This is a genomic window from Pectobacterium polonicum (assembly GCF_005497185.1).
Classification (GTDB): Bacteria; Pseudomonadota; Gammaproteobacteria; order Enterobacterales; family Enterobacteriaceae; genus Pectobacterium; species Pectobacterium polonicum.
Genome location: NZ_RJTN01000021.1, coordinates 15,437 through 32,621 on the forward strand (window position 1 = coordinate 15,437; position 17,185 = coordinate 32,621).

The following is a 17,185-nucleotide window of genomic DNA, read 5'->3' on the forward strand; positions in this document are numbered from 1 at the left end:
CCAACTCCTCAGAATTTATTTACTGTCCTTGCCGACGTGCAGAATTGCCAGAAACGCTTCTTGTGGCAGTTCGACATTACCGACCTGCTTCATACGCTTCTTACCGTCTTTCTGTTTCTGCAACAGTTTCTTCTTACGGCTGACGTCACCACCATAACACTTGGCCAGTACGTTTTTACGCAATTGCTTAACCGTAGAGCGCGCAATAATGTGGTTACCAATCGCGGCCTGAATCGCAATATCAAACTGCTGACGTGGAATCAATTCTTTCATCTTTTCGACGAACTCACGGCCACGATATTGTGAATTATCACGGTGAGTAATCAGGGCCAATGCATCGACACGTTCGTTGTTGATTAATACATCAACGCGCACCATATCTGATGCCTGAAAACGTTTGAAGCCGTAATCCAGTGATGCATAACCACGAGAGGTGGACTTCAGGCGGTCAAAGAAATCGAGCACTACTTCGGCCATCGGGATTTCATAGGTTAACGCAACCTGATTGCCGTGATACACCATGTTCGTCTGCACGCCGCGCTTCTCAATACAAAGCGTAATCACGTTGCCCAAATACTCCTGAGGCATCAGCATGTGGCACTCGGCAATCGGCTCGCGCAGTTCCTGAATATTATTCAATGGCGGCAGTTTAGACGGACTATCGACATAAATGGTTTCTTTCGCCGTCGTTTCTACTTCATACACGACCGTCGGTGCCGTGGTGATCAATTCCAGATCGTACTCACGCTCCAGACGCTCCTGAATGATCTCCATGTGCAGCAGCCCCAGGAAGCCACAGCGGAAGCCAAAGCCCAGCGCCGTCGAACTTTCCGGTTCATAGAACAGGGAGGCATCATTGAGGCTCAGCTTGCCTAACGCATCACGGAATGCTTCATAGTCGTCGGAACTGATCGGGAATAGACCAGCATAGACCTGCGGTTTGACTTTCTTGAAACCCGGCAACGCTTTTTCAGCCGGCTGACGCGCCAGCGTAAGGGTATCCCCGACAGGCGCCCCCAAAATATCTTTGATGGCGCACACCAACCAACCTACTTCGCCGCAGTTCAATACATCGCGGTCGATCTGCTTCGGTGTGAAAATGCCGAGACGGTCGGCGTTATACACCTGCCCCGTACTCATTACCTTAATTTTGTCGCCTTTACGCATCGTGCCATTTTTGATACGAACCAATGACACAACGCCAAGGTAGTTATCAAACCAGGAGTCGATAATCAACGCCTGCAACGGTGCATCAGGGCTACCTTCCGGCGGCGGAATATCACGCACCAGACGATCCAGAACATCCGGCACGCCAATCCCTGTTTTTGCAGAGCAGCGCACAGCGTCGGTGGCATCAATACCAACAATGTCTTCAATTTCTTGAGCAACACGATCGGGGTCAGCGGCAGGCAGGTCGATCTTGTTAAGAACCGGTACCACTTCCAGATTCATATCCAACGCGGTATAGCAGTTAGCCAGCGTTTGAGCTTCAACACCTTGCCCGGCATCAACAACAAGCAGCGCGCCTTCACAGGCAGCGAGCGAGCGAGAAACTTCATAAGAGAAGTCAACGTGCCCGGGCGTATCAATGAAGTTTAACTGGTAGGTTTGGCCGTCCTGCGCTTTATAATCCAGCGTGACGCTTTGCGCTTTAATCGTGATTCCGCGTTCACGTTCCAGATCCATCGAATCCAGAACCTGCGCAGCCATTTCACGCTCGGTTAAACCGCCGCAAATCTGGATAATACGGTCAGATAACGTCGATTTACCGTGGTCGATATGGGCAATAATGGAGAAATTTCGTATATGCTTCATTATAAAAATTTTTCTACCTTGATATTCCTGAAATTCTTGCCGATGGGCATGCGCATAGGTGAAAACAGCAGCGATGTTATTCCACCTGAATCGCAGCATTCTACATGCGGGAAGCGTGAAAACCTAGTCATGTCCGGTGCATTCCCCTTGATTATGACGGTTTTATTTGGAATAGCAGAACAACAAGAGGAAAGCAGGAAGTAAAGTGTCATTACGTGGCAAACAGCGTGTCGAAAGATAGCAAGAAAGTGAACACGGTTTCCGCACCACACGCCCTTTGCGCCAAGACGTACGAATCAATTTTGCAACAACGTTCCAGGTAGCGCGATTTGTAGGATAACAGGCTCATAACGCTTATTTTTACCTAACCGTTTTGCCCAACGTTTAACCCCAATAAACGCCAATCCGCCACCCAATAACGCGCCAATAACAGCAGCCAGATCGGTACTGAATAGCGTTTGGAATATCGCTGCCCCGAATAGCAGCCCAACCAGAGGAACAAAGTAAACCAGAGCGGCAGAAAGCAACAACCGCCCCTCGGAAATACCCAACTCCACTTTTTGTCCCACTTCCAAAGGCCGTTCGTAGGGAACATGCAGCGTATTTTCAGCAGAAAGCCCAAGCTGGCTTAATAAGCCGGTTCCACACGATGAGCGAGATGTACAACTGCCACATCCTGCACTGGGCTCACACCGTAGTTCTGCAATTCCATCCTGCCATGACACCACTGTTGCCCATTCTTTAATCATGGTTGCGCCTTCAAAAGAATGCTGTCAGCCACGCGCTTAGCCGTAGAAGGAGGAATATCACCGACAACGGTAATCTCGCGATTGCCCCGCATGACGGTGTGAATAGAACGTCGACCGGTAAGTAGTGACTGCTCCTCACTCACGTCAGAAGACGGGCTAATATTAATCGAAAAACTAAACAAACCATCACTGTACAGGCGAGTTTCAATCGGAATGGACGAACCAGGCAAGATTTTTTTGCTGTGCGAAAGCACTTTCATTCCTGTAGGTAACCATTCTGGCTCCCAGGTGAAATCCCCTTTTTCTACAGCAGACGTGGGTAAAACGGGGGGAAGCTTGATCCCTTCCAGCGGACGCATCACGCTAACCACGTCATCGTCAACAATCAGCGATGTCGTTAAGAATTGTTCCAACCGCTTGTCACCATTACGATCCTGTAAATCGATACGCAGTGGAAGTTTAGATTCCGCATCAATCCACACGGTATAACTGTAGCGTGTGCCATCGCGTGAAATAACGCGGACTCCCAATGCCAGACGATCGGCAATACGCACCCGCCCATCTGCGGGAACGAAATCATAATAGGGTGATAACTTCTGGAAATCAGCAAAGACGAGGGAAGGGAGAGAATCAACGATATGATCGCTGGCGAGCGTAAATGGCTCAAAACCGGGATCGAAATAGCTGATTTCATTACCACGCTGCACAATCTCGCGTCGCGGCCCATCCATAAACAGCAGTTGCGCCAAGGAATGATTGTTGACCACAGCATGACGATACCGTACCGACTCAAATCCTTGCAGGGTGATATTGATAAATGAAATTTCGTAATTCAGAGAACGAACAGCGCCATTCATCTGCTGCAGCAACGCGCCCGGCTCAACATTTTGAGCCGGGGCGAACGTAGAATAAAACAGGCTGCCAATCAGAAAACAGGCGGCGGACCAAACGCGCTTCATTACCGGGGCTGTGTTCCTAATGATTGAGTGCCGGGAACCTGAATTGCCGCCTGCTGATCGTCCTGCGGCAGAGCATGCTCGGCATGTAACCGGCGCTGTAATTCGTAGTCCTGTAAAATAGCGTTAAGGCGGTTACGCTGCATATCAGATTTCTGTTGACCGCTGTGAGGGGCTATATTTTCTGACGGTACGCCCAAGCTCACAGGGGAAGCAGTCCCCATAGCGGGTAAGGTACTGAACACGCCGGATTCCACAACATGTTCGGCCGAATTGCCCTGCTGATAATTTTGTACGCCAACAATCACGGCTAAAGATACGCAGGCAGCGACACCAACTTGCGTCAGTTGGCTGCCCCACGGACGGATTTTGTGCCAGAAAGGCATCTTGGTCCACTCAACAGGTTGTGGCTGAGATTCAGGCTGCGCTTGTGGAACCAGACGAACAGGTTCTTTTTCGATTGCAGCGGCAACACGAGAAGCGATATCCAGGTGGATCACGTTTTCACTGACATCACCACGTAACGCATCACGAATCAGATGATAACTTTGCCAACTTTGCTGCAACGCGTCATCGCGTGACAATGCGCCTAACAGTTCGGAATCTACTGCTTCGCCATCCATTAAAGCGGAAAGTTTCTCTTTCTGCATACCGACACCCTTACCTTGTCAAATCCATCATTAGTCATGCGGATAGCTGGAAACGCTCGCTAGCGCTGAATAAGCGGTTGTACTTTATTATCAATAGCTTCCCGCGCCCGAAAAATACGAGAACGAACCGTGCCGACGGGACAATCCATAATCACGGCAATCTCTTCGTAGCTTAAACCATCCAACTCACGCAGCGTGATCGCTAAACGTAAATCTTCCGGTAAAGACTCGATAGTTCGGAAAACTATGCTTCGTAGTTCTTCTGACAACATTAAATTCTCAGGGTTCGATATTTCTTTCAGTGCACCCGCATTTTCATAGTTTTCCGCGTCATTGGCATCAATGTCGCTGGAGGGCGGGCGACGCCCCTGAGCTACCAGATAATTCTTGGCTGTATTCACGGCGATACGATACAACCATGTGTAAAATGCACTATCACCGCGGAATGATTCTAACGCGCGATACGCTTTAATAAACGATTCCTGTACCACGTCCGGCACGTCCCCTTGTGGAACATACCGCGATACTAGGCTCGCGACCTTATGCTGATAACGAACGACCAATAAGTTAAACGACTTTTGATCGCCTTTTTGGACTCGCTCGACCAGAACCTGATCTGCCAGTTGCTCGCTCATCCGAGGTAATCTCTACTCAAACCGTTCTCCACACACAAAATAGTACTGCCAGCTAGATAAGTCATATTTAGAGCAAGCTCCTCATTAGAACCAAGACATTCAATAAAGTTCCGGATCATCATTTTTCTTTTACTTAGCACCGTTACTCGTCTTTGCGATGCGTATCATGACGCATTCTCTTCATCACACATTGTCTTTATCTGAACACATTGTCTCTGAATACACTGTCTTCATCTGAGGCTTCTACGCTCTTCCGAGGATGATACGATAAATCCAGGGTATTCGCACGATTCACCCTATGGCGTCATTCGCTTATCCTTTATAGCGTAGAGAAGAGGCTAAAAACCAATACAGCAACCGACCATTGGGTGCTACCATCAGATTTCCTCTTCTTTTTGCATCCACGACACAACCATGCAAACGACCACTGAATACGTCTGTGATGTTTTAATCATTGGCAGCGGCGCTGCCGGGCTTTCACTGGCATTGCGTCTGGCTTCTCAGGCCAACGTGACGGTATTAAGCAAAGGCCCGCTTAACGAAGGTGCGACATTTTATGCTCAGGGCGGCATCGCTGCTGTTTTCGATGAAGCCGATACCATTGATTCTCATATCGAAGATACCCTGATCGCTGGCGATGGCCTGTGTGAACGGGAAGCCGTTGAATTCATTGCCAGTAATGCTAAACACTGCGTGCAATGGCTTATCGAACAAGGCGTGCTATTTGATACTGAAACCAGCACCAACGGCGAAGAACGTTACCATCTCACGCGCGAGGGTGGTCATAGCCACCGCCGAATTCTACACGCCGCGGATGCAACCGGAAAAGAAGTAGAAAATACGCTGGTACAAAAAGCGTTATCCCATCCGAATATTCGGATTATGGAACGCTGCAACGCCGTCGACTTAATTACCTCCAATAAGCTGGGTTTGCCCGGCACACGCCGCATTGTTGGTGCTTATATCTGGAACCGTGAGCGAGAACGCGTCGAATCTTGCCGGGCGAAAACGGTAGTTTTAGCGACCGGTGGCGCATCCAAGGTTTATCAATACACCACGAATCCCGATATTTCCTCCGGCGACGGTATCGCCATGGCCTGGCGTGCCGGTTGTCGCGTGGCAAACCTGGAGTTCAATCAGTTTCACCCCACCTGCCTGTTCCATCCACAGGCGCGAAACTTTCTGCTGACGGAAGCGTTACGTGGTGAAGGCGCGTACCTTAAACGCCCCGACGGCACACGTTTTATGCCCGATTTCGATGCCAGAGGCGAACTGGCACCGCGTGATGTGGTCGCCAGAGCCATTGACCATGAGATGAAACGGCTTGGCGCAGACTGCATGTATCTGGACATCAGCCACAAACCCGAAGCGTTCATCAAACAGCACTTCCCCACTATCGATGAAAAATTACAGTCTCTTGGCATCGATCTGACGCGAGAAGCGATACCGATCGTACCGGCAGCGCACTATACCTGCGGTGGCGTGATGGTCGACCAGCATGGGCGTACCGACCTTGACGGTCTGTATGCGATTGGCGAAGTCAGCTATACCGGATTGCACGGCGCAAACCGCATGGCATCCAATTCTCTGCTGGAATGTCTGGTTTATGGTTGGTCAGCTGCCGAGGATATCTTGCAACGATTACCGCAAATCAAAGCGGTGAAAAAATTGCCGGATTGGGATGAAAGTCAGGTCGACAATTCCGACGAACAGGTAGTGATCCAGCATAACTGGCACGAGCTACGTTTGTTCATGTGGGATTACGTTGGGATCGTGCGCACCACGAAGAGATTAGAACGAGCACAACGCCGCATCCATCTGCTTCAGCAGGAAATCAATGAGTACTACGCCCACTTCCGGATTTCTAACAATTTGCTGGAACTGCGTAACCTGGTGCAGGTCGCCGAGCTCATCGTCCGCTGTGCACTGGAAAGGAAAGAAAGCCGTGGGCTGCATTATACGCTGGACTATCCAGAACAGTTTGAAGCCCCGACGCCAACTATTCTGGTGCCATAACTCACAAAAATCATAATCCGCAAACAATAGTTCAGACAGAAAAGGCAGACGCGGCTAAACGGCGTCTGCCTTCTACATAAAGAGATAGAAATCTTTTGTCAGTTGCTGAAAATCGATCGAATAACGCTTTGCTGCATCACGGATGACCAATACGGAATTCACACACGCCCGTTTCTGGCGAGACAGCGCCAGCAAAACGCGGTGCGCAGTTTTATCTTCCTGTTCCGATACGCGAAGCTGCTGATGAACAAACCAATGATGTTGCTGCGCCAGGGGAATAAAATGTTCCACAACCTGAACGGGCAACACCACGCAAAAAAGCCCTTCGGGCATCAGCAGTTGATGCGCACAGTGCAATAGCGTTTCATGGGTTAACGAGGTGGTATAACGCGCCTGCTCACGCTCAGCCGACCCACACGCGATCCCAGGCTGGAAATAAGGCGGATTACTGACAATCAACGAATAATCGGCGCATCGCATCGCGGCAAAATTCACGATATCCTCGGCATAGACCGCAATTCTGTCAGCCCATGGCGAGGCAACAACGTTTTCTTTCGCCTGCTGACTAGCAGCGCTATCCAGTTCGACGGCATCAATTAGAACATGTGGTTCAGAACGCTGTGCGAGCATCAGCGTGAGGAGGCCGGAACCGCTGCCGATATCCAGAATTCGCGTGGCAGAGGAAACCGGAGCCCAGGCTCCCAGCAAAATACCATCGGTTCCCACTTTCATTGCACAGCGATCGTGCGCCACAAAGAATTGCTTGAAGGTAAATCCATCCCGACGCAATGTCAGTTTATTATCAGCCTGATGACTCATGAAAATAAGATTCCAAACGCAAACCGAAGTAGCATAGGTGAAACATCAGCGCAGGAAAAGTGTCGATGTCTGCTTAAACAGGTGAAGAAATCGGCCAATCCGTCTATAATCGGCGCCCCAAATAGAGGTAGACCATGACTGTAACCAATTTTTCCGAGCTCGATCTTGATGAAAGCCTGTTAGACGCCCTGCGTGATATGGGTTATGAACGTCCGACTGCGATTCAAGCCGAGGCAATCCCTCCGGCGATGGAAGGCCGTGACGTGCTAGGCTCCGCGCCAACAGGAACAGGTAAAACTGCCGCTTATTTGCTGCCGGTTTTGCAGCATCTTATCGATTTTCCTCGTAAAAAATCAGGTCCACCTCGTATTCTGATCCTCACGCCAACCCGTGAACTCGCCATGCAGGTAGCCGATCAGGCGCGTGCATTCGCGGCACATACGCATCTGGATATCGCCACGATCACTGGCGGCGTGGCCTATATGAACCACGCAGAAGTGTTCAGCGAAAATCAGGATGTCGTCGTCGCGACGACGGGTCGTCTGCTGCAATACATCAAAGAAGAAAACTTCGATTGCCGCGCAGTAGAAACGCTGATTCTGGATGAAGCGGACAGAATGTTGGATATGGGCTTCGCCCAGGATATTGAACACATCGCCGGGGAAACCCGCTGGCGCAAGCAAACTCTGCTGTTTTCTGCGACGCTGGAAGGGGATGCGATCAAGGATTTCGCCGAGCGTCTGCTCAACGAACCCGTTGAAGTCGAATCCGATCCTTCTCGTCGGGAACGTAAAAAAATTCTGCAATGGTATTACCGCGCCGACGATCTCAAACACAAAACGGCCCTGCTCTGCCATCAGTTAAAACAGCCAGATGTTACGCGTTCTATCATCTTTGTACGCAAGCGTGAGCGAGTGCATGAGCTGGTAGCCTGGCTGCGTGAAGCGGGCATTAATTCATGCTATCTCGAAGGCGAAATGGTGCAAGCTAAGCGTAACGAGGCGATCAAACGTCTCAGCGACGGCCGGGTTAACGTGCTGGTGGCAACAGATATCGCAGCGCGTGGTATTGATATTAACGATGTCAGCCACGTATTTAACTTCGACTTGCCGCGCACAGCAGATACTTACCTTCACCGCATCGGCCGAACTGGCCGCGCAGGTCGCAAAGGCTGTGCCATTTCTTTCGTTGAAGCGCACGATCATCTGCTGCTGGGAAAAATCAGCCGCTACCTGAATGAACCGCTAAAGCCACGCATCGTTGAGGAACTCCGCCCAGAGACCAAAGCGCCAAGTGCCAAAACGACGGGTAAACCGTCGAAAAAAGTGCTCGCTAAGCGGAAAGAGAAAAAAGAGAAGGAAAAAGAAAAAGTTAAAGTGAAGGTCCGCGATCGCGACAGTAAAAATGTTGGTAAACGTCGTCAACCAACGCAGAAAACTAGTGAACCGACCGGCGAATAAACCGTTGGTGTGAACACGATAAAAACACAGATGTAAAAAAGGGAGCTTCGGCTCCCTTCTTGTTAAAACTTCAGTAACAACTTACAGGCTTGCAGTAAAAGTACGAGCGATAACGTCGCGCTGTTGTTCCGGCGTCAGTGAGTTGAAACGAACAGCGTAACCAGACACGCGGATAGTCAGCTGCGGATAGTTTTCCGGGTGCTTAACGGCATCTTCCAGCGTCTCGCGGCGCAGAACGTTTACGTTCAGGTGTTGACCACCTTCCACACGCACTTCAGGTTTGATTTCCAGCGGAATTTCACGATACTCGATCTGACCTAGATCGCTCACTGGAACGATTTGATCTTCGCTATAACCCGATTTCGCACACACGCAACGCGCCTGTGATTTTTCTTCATCCAGCAACCAGAAGGAATTGATCAGAGCGCTGTCGTTAGCCTTGGTGATTTGAATACCAGTAACCATAATTGCCTCCGTAAAACGGCGTGTTATTGTCTTAGTTAAAAACTAGCGTAGTAAAAATCGCTATCAGCAAAAAACTGCTAAATTTCGTCACGATCGTATAAAACCGTTTGTATCTGCCTCTTATATACCAGTCTGATAACTAGACATCCTTGACTTAAATCAATTTTAAAACCTTGCAACTTAACCATGCGAGGGCAATATATTGTTTTATATCAATTTTACCACCACATCGAATTGCAAATATTTTTGTAAATTTTCAATTTTTTTTCAAAAAGAAGCGTTTTAATCCTGACAAAGCGGTTACGATTTTACCTCGCCACGATAGATCGGTAAGCTACCCACAACCCCATTCAACCTGTAAAAAAAGAGTGCATGATGGCGACCTCTCTCACCTGGCATGACGTGCTGGCACAAGAAAAACAGCAGCCTTACTTCATCAATACCCTTGAATTTGTTGGGAAAGAACGAGCTTCGGGTAAGACGATCTATCCTCCGCAGAAAGATGTTTTTAACGCGTTCCGTTTTACCGAACTGCATCAGGTCAAAGTCGTCATTCTCGGACAAGATCCCTATCACGGCCCGAATCAGGCTCACGGGCTGTCATTTTCTGTACGTCCAGGCGTCCCCGCTCCGCCTTCCCTAGGTAATATTTATAAAGAGCTGGCAAACGATATCCCTGGGTTTGAAATTCCACGACACGGTTTTCTGCAAAGCTGGGCGGAGCAAGGCGTTCTACTGCTAAACACCGTACTAACGGTTGAGGCCGGGCAAGCGCACTCGCATGCTAATTTGGGCTGGGAAACCTTTACTGACCGCGTTATTGCTGCACTGAATGAACAGCGGGAAGGTCTGGTCTTTCTCTTGTGGGGCTCTCATGCACAGAAAAAAGGCAACATCATTGACCAACAGCGTCACCACATTCTGAAATCGCCACACCCTTCCCCACTGTCTGCACACCGTGGATTTTTGGGCTGTAAGCATTTTTCTCAGGCTAATCAGCTTTTGGAACAGCAAGGGCTATCGCCAATAGACTGGACACCAAGGCTTCCGGAAGAGATCTAAGCGCAACAGTTTGGCTGCTTTCAAAGAATGGGGGCAGCCAACTATCCTTTACAAAGAACCGTTTATAAAAAATCGTTAACAAGAAGTCGCTCACAAGCGTATTAAGCCAATGAAAAACATTGATTGAATGTGGATAAATCGAAAGGAACAAATGATAGGAAGTAATACGATGATTTGGTGGAGCTAAGCGGGATCGAACCGCTGACCTCTTGCATGCCATGCAAGCGCTCTCCCAGCTGAGCTATAGCCCCACAACGTGTGGAATGTTCATGATAATCAACCAAACAGAGGGAGTGTTTGGTGGAGCTAAGCGGGATCGAACCGCTGACCTCTTGCATGCCATGCAAGCGCTCTCCCAGCTGAGCTATAGCCCCGTATCTAACAGTATTACCGCAAAGGCAAGTACTGTGCGAACGCGTCGCATAATATGAAACCCGATTAGCAGTGTCAACGGCTAAATCCGCTTATCCGATCAACCGCTGAAAAAGACGCCAAAGGTGAGAAAAAACAGGCGGCAATTTCGGTGTCATATCATTATAAGTACAATAAAAGCTGCCAACGATAACGCGATTTATTATCATCAATTCACGTTACGCTTCTGTCTTCTATTAAGCACCCAGCACATGCGCTATTTTCCTATGATTGTATTTTCTCTGATGGTATCTGCGTCTGGCATGTTGCCCGTTCGGGCACAGCCAACAATTCCTGATATGACCGAACAGGCAAAAGCTCAATTTGATATCAGGCACGTTGAAATGAAAAGCGATGCACAACATGCCTATCGGCTTTTCATCGCGCTTCCCCGCCAACCCGCACCTGAAGGCGGTTATCCGGTGCTGTACATGCTGGATGGCAACGCTCAGTTTCCCGTTGCCGTAAACAGCTATAACGCAAAAAATGGCGCGGCACCGCTGATTATCGCCATCGGTTATCCAATCGATAAACCTTATGATGTTCCCGCCAGAACGCGTGACTACACGCCGCCGACAACGCTCACCGATCCAGATTTTGCCGCAGGCGGCGAAGCCGAAGCGTTTTACCAATTCCTGCAATCCACGGTAAAGCCCTGGATTGAAACGAACTACGTCGTCAATAAACAAAAACAAACGCTGGCCGGGCACTCTTTCGGCGGTCTGTTTACGCTCTATACGCTGTTTAACCACACCGAATCTTTCCAGCGTTATGTTGCCGCGAGCCCGTCTATCTGGTGGGGAAATGGCGTCGTGATTCCAGCAAGAATGCCGCTGCTCGCTACACCGCCGCTGTCCATTACCGTCACAGCTGGGGAAAATGAGGATGAACCCGTCAAAACTCAGGCAGGTAAAGCCGTTGATGAAAAGCGGGCGGAACGGCTCAGCCAAAGAAAAATGGTGGAAAGAGCAAAAACACTGGTCGCACAGCTCAACGAACAAGGCACAAAAGCCAACTTTATTCTGTTCCCCGGCAAAGGGCATGGTGACGTGATCCCAGATGCTATCAGCAAAGCAGTCACTATCGCCGGTCAATAATCATTATCCGATATCATAAAAAACCCCGACATTTTGCCGGGGTCTGTTCTGTATAACGCTATTCACGCAATAGCGATTACTGCTGGGCTTCGCGCTCCGCGATAAACGCCAACGCTTTATCAATACGCGCCAGCGAACGCTGTTGGCCAATCGCCTGCACCGTAACGTCAACGCCCGGAGACTGACCCGCGCCCGTTACCGCAACGCGCAATGGCATACCGACTTTCCCCATCCCCTGACCCAGCTCATCTGCCGAGCCCTGAATAGCGTGATGGATGTTCTCCGCTGTCCAATCGGTAATTGCCGCCAGCTTCTCACGAACCAGTTCTAGCGGCTGGCGCGCCACCGGACGCAGATGCTTCTTCGCGGCATCCGCATCAAACTCAGCAAAATCTTCATAGAAATAACGGCAAGAGTCCGCCATCTCTTTCAGCGTCTTACAACGTTCACCCAGCAAGCCGATCAGTTCACTCAACTGCGGCCCGGTGCGCGTATCAATACCCGCTTGCTCAATATGCCATGACAAGTGCGTTGCCACGTATTCTGCTGGCAGATGGTTAATATAGTGATGGTTCAACCATTGCAGCTTTTCAGTATTGAAGGCGCTCGCCGATTTGTTCACAGCGTCCAGCGAGAACAGCGATTTCATTTCATCAATAGAGAAGATTTCCTGATCGCCAGAAGACCAGCCTAAACGCACCAGATAGTTCAGCAGTGCTTCTGGCAGATAGCCGTCATCACGGTATTGCATCACACCGACAGCGCCGTGACGCTTGGACAATTTCTTACCGTCGTCACCCAGAATCATCGACACATGCGCATATTCTGGCACCGGTGCGCCCAGCGCTTTCAGGATGTTAATCTGACGCGGCGTATTGTTGATATGGTCTTCACCACGAATTACGTGCGTAATTTCCATATCCCAGTCATCGATAACAACACAGAAGTTATAAGTCGGTGAACCGTCAGTACGGCGAATAATCAGGTCATCGAGTTCCTGGTTGCTGAATTCGATCGGCCCACGAATACGGTCATTAAAGATAACCGACCCTTCTTGTGGGTTAAGGAAACGGACAACATGTGGCTCATTATCAGCATGATGCTCGTGAGAACCACGGCAACAACCGTCGTAACGTGGCTTATCACCCTTTTCCATCTGCTGCTCGCGCAGTGCTTCCAAACGCTCTTTAGAGCAGTAGCACTTATAGGCTGTACCGTTTTCCAGCATCTGATCAATAACAGCGTTGTAGCGGTCAAAACGTTTAGTCTGGTAGTACGGGCCTTCATCCCAGTTCAGGCTCAGCCAGTTCATACCATCCATAATGGCATCAATCGCGTCCTGAGTTGAACGCTCCAAATCGGTATCTTCAATACGCAGCACGAACTCGCCGTCCTGATGACGGGCAAACAGCCAAGAGTAAAGTGCGGTACGAGCGCCACCGACGTGAAGATAGCCAGTAGGACTAGGGGCGAAACGGGTTTTGATTTTCATTTGGGATTACAGCCTTATTACGCAACGGCTGTCGGCAAGACCGACATAAGCTCAGAGAACAAAAGTGGGCAACATTCTATCACTCTGCTTCGATTCCTCAACGCCGTAACATGTCGCACGCGCTTTTATTCTGGTAGAAATGACCAGATAGTTCGCTGAATTGCTCAGGTATGCAGCACCAGCGGCGATAAATACGACGCCTTGTCTAATTTTGCAACGAACAATCATTTTAGTTTTAAAAAGCGTTGACTCATATTCAAGTATCCCTATAATGCGACTCCACACAGCGGGGGTGATTAGCTCAGCTGGGAGAGCACCTCCCTTACAAGGAGGGGGTCGGCGGTTCGATCCCGTCATCACCCACCACTCTTTACTGAAATTAAGTAAGAGTAGCTCGCTGTGTAGAGTAAGAAGATTTGAGATTGGGTGATTAGCTCAGCTGGGAGAGCACCTCCCTTACAAGGAGGGGGTCGGCGGTTCGATCCCGTCATCACCCACCACTCTTTACTGAAATTAAGTAAGAGTAGCTCGCTGTGTAGAGTAAGAAGATTTGAGATTGGGTGATTAGCTCAGCTGGGAGAGCACCTCCCTTACAAGGAGGGGGTCGGCGGTTCGATCCCGTCATCACCCACCACTCTTTACTGAAATTAAGTAAGAGTAGCTCGCTGTGTAGAGTAAGAAGATTTGAGATTGGGTGATTAGCTCAGCTGGGAGAGCACCTCCCTTACAAGGAGGGGGTCGGCGGTTCGATCCCGTCATCACCCACCACTTCTGCGGGTCGTTAGCTCAGTCGGTAGAGCAGTTGACTTTTAATCAATTGGTCGCAGGTTCGAATCCTGCACGACCCACCACTTCCGCAAAGTGATTCCTTCCTGAAGTAAATTCACCAAATGTTATATTTTACACGTGTCGTGTAGGTGAGAACCTGCGCTTAGGTTCGAGCCGAGCGAAGCGAGACAGCAACGCGTTAGCGTTGACCCCGAAGGGGCGAGGCCAAAGGCCGAGTCATCCTGCACGACCCACCACTTCCGCAAAGTGATTCCCCATCTGAAATAAATCCACCAAAAATTATCTATTGCACGTGTCGTGTCGATAAAATCCTGTTTGTTTGCTCTACATTAACTTTCCTAGTATTCGATGAAGCACCGCAGCCTTACTCAGCTACGGCACCTGAATATCACACCAGTACGGCTAAATCCGCTGCGTCAAAACCGCGTAATTTATCAGTCTGCCCAGAACGCACTTTTTGCACCCATTGCGCATCAGAGAGCAGGACTCGGCCGACAGCGATCAAATCAAACTCTTCGCGCTCCATCCGTGCATACAGATTGTCCAGCGCTGCCGTACCTGAACCCTCGCCACCAAACGCCGCAAAGAAATCCGAGCTCAGTCCTACCGAGCCAACGCTGATTGTCGCCGCACCTGTCAGCTTCTTCGCCCAACCGGCGAAGTTCAACCCTTCAGCCCCGTCAATTTCGGGGAATTCCGGCTCCCAGAAACGACGCTGAGAACAGTGGAGAACATCCACACCCGCCTCAACCAGCGGTGCCAACCAGTCCGTCATCTCCTGTGGGGAGGTGGCAAGCCGTGCGCGGTAATCCTGCTGTTTCCACTGACTCACGCGTAGGATCAGCGGGAAATCGTCACCAATAGCGGTTCGAACCGCGCGAATAATCTCTGCGGCAAAGTGAGAACGCTCACGGATCGTTGCTCCGCCGAAAACATCTGTACGCTTATTCGTACCCGGCCAGAAGAATTGATCGATCAGATAGCCATGCGCGCCATGCAACTCCAGCGTGTCAAACCCCAGCCGTTTGGCATCGGCTGCTGCACGGGCGAAAGCCGCCACGGTATCGGCGATAGCTTCTTCCGTCATCACCACCCCACGGGACTCATCCGGCCCAACCAGTCCTGACGGGCTTTCAACAGGGGCATCCGGTTCCCAGCCACGACCGTGCGTTGACCCCGTATGCCAAATTTGTGGGCCAATACGACCACCAGCGGCATGAACCGCTTTAGCCACCGCATCCCAACCAGCCAGCGCTGCCTCACCGTGGAAAAATGGTATTCCTGGCATATTGCGCGAAGCGGGACGATCGACCACCGTCCCTTCTGTCAGAATCAGTCCTACGCCCCCTTCGGCACGGCGTCGGTAATATTCCGCATTCGCCGAGCCAGGAATCCCCTCTTCCGCCATACCCCGTGTCATGGGTGCCATAACGATGCGATTGGGAAGGGTTAGCCCTTTCACCGTGAAGGAACTAAACAGAATATCGTCAGACATGGATATTTCCTTTTAAGGTTTAACGCCATAGTGGCGTTGAACATGGATTAAAAACGCAATTCATGCAGTTAAGCAACCCCCATTAGCATTGCTTCTCGTAACGAGGATACCACTCTGCTTGCACTTATAGATGATGTATGACATATATAATAAATGTCAACCAACATTTAAATGTAAAAGGAAGAGTATGAAATACACAACATTTGGGCGTAATACGGGATTACGCGTCTCCGAACTGGCTCTCGGAACAGGAAACTTTGGCACCGGCTGGGGGTATGGTTCTGAAAAAGAACAAGCTAAACAGGTATTTGATCGTTATGCCAACGCTGGCGGCAACTTCATCGACACGGCGGATGCTTACCAGTTAGGCCAATCTGAGCAGATGGTCGGAGAATTCATTGCCTCAGATCGCGATCATTTTGTCGTGGCGACGAAATACACCTTAAGTGCCATGCCGGATGCCAGGATTTCCCAAACCGGCAATAGCCGCAAGAACATGATCTCATCGGTAGAAAACAGCCTGAAGAGACTGAAAACCGATCGTATCGATATATTGTGGGCGCACTTTGATGATCGGCTAACCCCGATTGAAGAGATTGTTCGCGCTTTCGACGATCTCATTCGAGCAGGGAAAATCCAGTACGCAGGCTTCTCTAATTTCCCAGCCTGGCGTATTGCCCGAGCGGACACCATGGCGGAACTGCGCGGCTGGTCACGCATTGCTGGTATTCAGGTGGAATACAGTCTGGTACAGCGCACCGCAGAACGAGAGCTGCTGCCAATGGCTGAAGCAATGGGGCTGGCTGCAACGCTTTGGTCTCCACTGGGTGGCGGCCTGCTGACGGGAAAATACCGTCAAAGTAAAGAAGGCCGATTGATCGGTTTTGGCGGAAGATTAGTACACACCGAGCAAGACACAACCTTGCTGGATGAGGTATTTCGCGTTGCAAACGATTTGAACGTCATGCCAATACAGATTGCTATCGCCTGGCTGCGGCATAAGTCCGCCCGCTCCAGCACCAGTCTGATCCCCATTCTGGGTTCCCGCACGCAGGCACAGTTGGACGATGCGCTAATCGCATTAAATGTGACGCTAAGTGAAGAGCAGATTGCACGACTGGATGAAATCAGTGCTATTTCTCAGGGAACTCCGCACGATCAGATTGCAGGAACATTGCCCAGAGCTCAAGGAGGCAACGGCGCTCATATCATTACACCATGGCCACCACGAGCCTGACCTGGCTATTGATGAAAGGCATCATCTATTGAGTCTG

At 50.1% G+C, this 17,185-nt stretch carries 15 protein-coding genes, 7 tRNA genes and 1 other RNA gene; 12 read left to right on the forward strand and 11 right to left on the reverse strand.

The annotated features are described in order from the left end of the window. Positions 1-15 precede the first annotated feature (15 nt). Positions 16-1,815 (reverse strand): translation elongation factor 4, encoded by a 1,800-nt coding sequence (gene lepA, locus EDI29_RS17990; protein WP_040032504.1) that lies wholly within the window; start codon positions 1,813-1,815, stop codon positions 16-18. On the opposite strand from lepA, the gene EDI29_RS17995 reads away from it, so the two are divergent. Then, positions 1,807-2,019: a hypothetical protein gene (locus EDI29_RS17995; RefSeq protein ID WP_133169879.1), complete on the forward strand. Its 213-nt coding sequence runs from the start codon at positions 1,807-1,809 to the stop codon at positions 2,017-2,019. The genes lepA and EDI29_RS17995 overlap by 9 nt on opposite strands. Positions 2,020-2,111: 92 nt before the next feature. Here the strand turns inward: EDI29_RS17995 and rseC are convergent, their stop codons facing one another. The 4 genes from rseC to rpoE are packed head-to-tail and all read right to left on the reverse strand — an operon-like array spanning position 2,112 to position 4,805. After that, on the reverse strand, positions 2,112-2,564 hold the full coding sequence (gene rseC / locus EDI29_RS18000) for a SoxR-reducing system protein RseC (protein ID WP_137741996.1): 453 nt from the start codon (positions 2,562-2,564) through the stop codon (positions 2,112-2,114). After that, complete coding sequence (rseB, locus tag EDI29_RS18005) at positions 2,561-3,523, reverse strand: sigma-E factor regulatory protein RseB (RefSeq protein WP_137741997.1); 963 nt, start codon at positions 3,521-3,523, stop codon at positions 2,561-2,563. The genes rseC and rseB overlap by 4 nt, the downstream gene beginning before the upstream one ends. After that, positions 3,523-4,170: an anti-sigma-E factor RseA gene (gene rseA / locus EDI29_RS18010; protein ID WP_137741998.1), complete on the reverse strand. Its 648-nt coding sequence runs from the start codon at positions 4,168-4,170 to the stop codon at positions 3,523-3,525. The genes rseB and rseA overlap by 1 nt, the downstream gene beginning before the upstream one ends. 59 nt (positions 4,171-4,229) lie before the next feature. Continuing rightward, positions 4,230-4,805, reverse strand: a complete 576-nt coding sequence (rpoE, locus tag EDI29_RS18015; RefSeq protein ID WP_005973561.1) for an RNA polymerase sigma factor RpoE — start codon at positions 4,803-4,805, stop codon at positions 4,230-4,232. Positions 4,806-5,219: 414 nt separating this feature from the next. Between rpoE and nadB the strand changes: the two genes are divergently transcribed. Beyond that, positions 5,220-6,821 carry an L-aspartate oxidase gene (nadB, locus tag EDI29_RS18020; RefSeq protein WP_137741999.1) on the forward strand — a complete coding sequence of 534 codons (1,602 nt, stop codon included), beginning with the start codon at positions 5,220-5,222 and terminating at the stop codon, positions 6,819-6,821. Between the two features lie 72 nt (positions 6,822-6,893). Here nadB and trmN read toward each other — a convergent pair whose 3' ends face one another. Continuing rightward, entirely contained in the window at positions 6,894-7,640 is a 747-nt protein-coding gene (gene trmN, locus EDI29_RS18025; RefSeq protein WP_137742000.1) for a tRNA(1)(Val) (adenine(37)-N(6))-methyltransferase TrmN, read from the reverse strand. A 134-nt stretch (positions 7,641-7,774) separates the two neighbouring features. On the opposite strand from trmN, the gene srmB reads away from it, so the two are divergent. Continuing rightward, complete coding sequence (gene srmB / locus EDI29_RS18030; RefSeq protein WP_137742001.1) at positions 7,775-9,100, forward strand: ATP-dependent RNA helicase SrmB; 1,326 nt, start codon at positions 7,775-7,777, stop codon at positions 9,098-9,100. 81 nt (positions 9,101-9,181) lie between these two features. On the opposite strand, the gene grcA is transcribed toward srmB, so the two are convergent. Beyond that, a complete protein-coding gene (gene grcA, locus EDI29_RS18035; protein ID WP_005973551.1) occupies positions 9,182-9,565 on the reverse strand; it encodes an autonomous glycyl radical cofactor GrcA in 384 nt (127 codons plus the stop codon). 375 nt (positions 9,566-9,940) lie between these two features. Between grcA and ung the strand changes: the two genes are divergently transcribed. Next, a complete protein-coding gene (gene ung, locus EDI29_RS18040; RefSeq protein WP_137742044.1) occupies positions 9,941-10,627 on the forward strand; it encodes a uracil-DNA glycosylase in 687 nt (228 codons plus the stop codon). 175 nt (positions 10,628-10,802) lie between these two features. Here the strand turns inward: ung and EDI29_RS18045 are convergent. Together EDI29_RS18045 and EDI29_RS18050 are read right to left on the reverse strand one after the other, a co-directional pair. Beyond that, positions 10,803-10,878, reverse strand: a tRNA-Ala gene (locus tag EDI29_RS18045). A 47-nt stretch (positions 10,879-10,925) separates the two neighbouring features. After that, a tRNA-Ala gene (locus tag EDI29_RS18050) sits at positions 10,926-11,001 on the reverse strand. Between the two features lie 264 nt (positions 11,002-11,265). Here EDI29_RS18050 and EDI29_RS18055 point away from each other — a divergent pair. After that, positions 11,266-12,135, forward strand: coding sequence for an alpha/beta hydrolase (locus EDI29_RS18055; RefSeq protein WP_241664968.1), 870 nt, complete (start codon positions 11,266-11,268; stop codon positions 12,133-12,135). 76 nt (positions 12,136-12,211) lie between these two features. Here the strand turns inward: EDI29_RS18055 and gltX are convergent, their stop codons facing one another. Beyond that, positions 12,212-13,627, reverse strand: a complete 1,416-nt coding sequence (gene gltX / locus EDI29_RS18060; protein WP_137742003.1) for a glutamate--tRNA ligase — start codon at positions 13,625-13,627, stop codon at positions 12,212-12,214. Between the two features lie 290 nt (positions 13,628-13,917). Here gltX and EDI29_RS18065 point away from each other — a divergent pair. The 6 genes from EDI29_RS18065 (at position 13,918) to EDI29_RS18090 (ending at position 14,652) form a co-directional block, all read left to right on the forward strand. Beyond that, positions 13,918-13,993, forward strand: a tRNA-Val gene (locus tag EDI29_RS18065). A gap of 58 nt (positions 13,994-14,051) precedes the next feature. Beyond that, positions 14,052-14,127: transfer RNA gene (locus EDI29_RS18070), tRNA-Val, on the forward strand. A gap of 58 nt (positions 14,128-14,185) precedes the next feature. After that, positions 14,186-14,261: transfer RNA gene (locus tag EDI29_RS18075), tRNA-Val, on the forward strand. 58 nt (positions 14,262-14,319) lie between these two features. After that, positions 14,320-14,395: transfer RNA gene (locus EDI29_RS18080), tRNA-Val, on the forward strand. A 7-nt stretch (positions 14,396-14,402) separates the two neighbouring features. Beyond that, positions 14,403-14,478, forward strand: a tRNA-Lys gene (locus EDI29_RS18085). Positions 14,479-14,524: 46 nt separating this feature from the next. Further along, positions 14,525-14,652: non-coding RNA, RtT sRNA (locus tag EDI29_RS18090), on the forward strand. A gap of 152 nt (positions 14,653-14,804) precedes the next feature. On the opposite strand, the gene EDI29_RS18095 is transcribed toward EDI29_RS18090, so the two are convergent. Continuing rightward, the gene (locus EDI29_RS18095) at positions 14,805-15,911 is read right to left on the reverse strand and encodes an NADH:flavin oxidoreductase (protein WP_137742004.1); all 1,107 of its coding nucleotides are present in this window, start codon (positions 15,909-15,911) and stop codon (positions 14,805-14,807) included. A gap of 187 nt (positions 15,912-16,098) precedes the next feature. Between EDI29_RS18095 and EDI29_RS18100 the strand changes: the two genes are divergently transcribed. After that, positions 16,099-17,148 (forward strand): aldo/keto reductase, encoded by a 1,050-nt coding sequence (locus tag EDI29_RS18100; RefSeq protein ID WP_137742005.1) that lies wholly within the window; start codon positions 16,099-16,101, stop codon positions 17,146-17,148. The last annotated feature ends 37 nt before the right edge of the window (positions 17,149-17,185 follow it).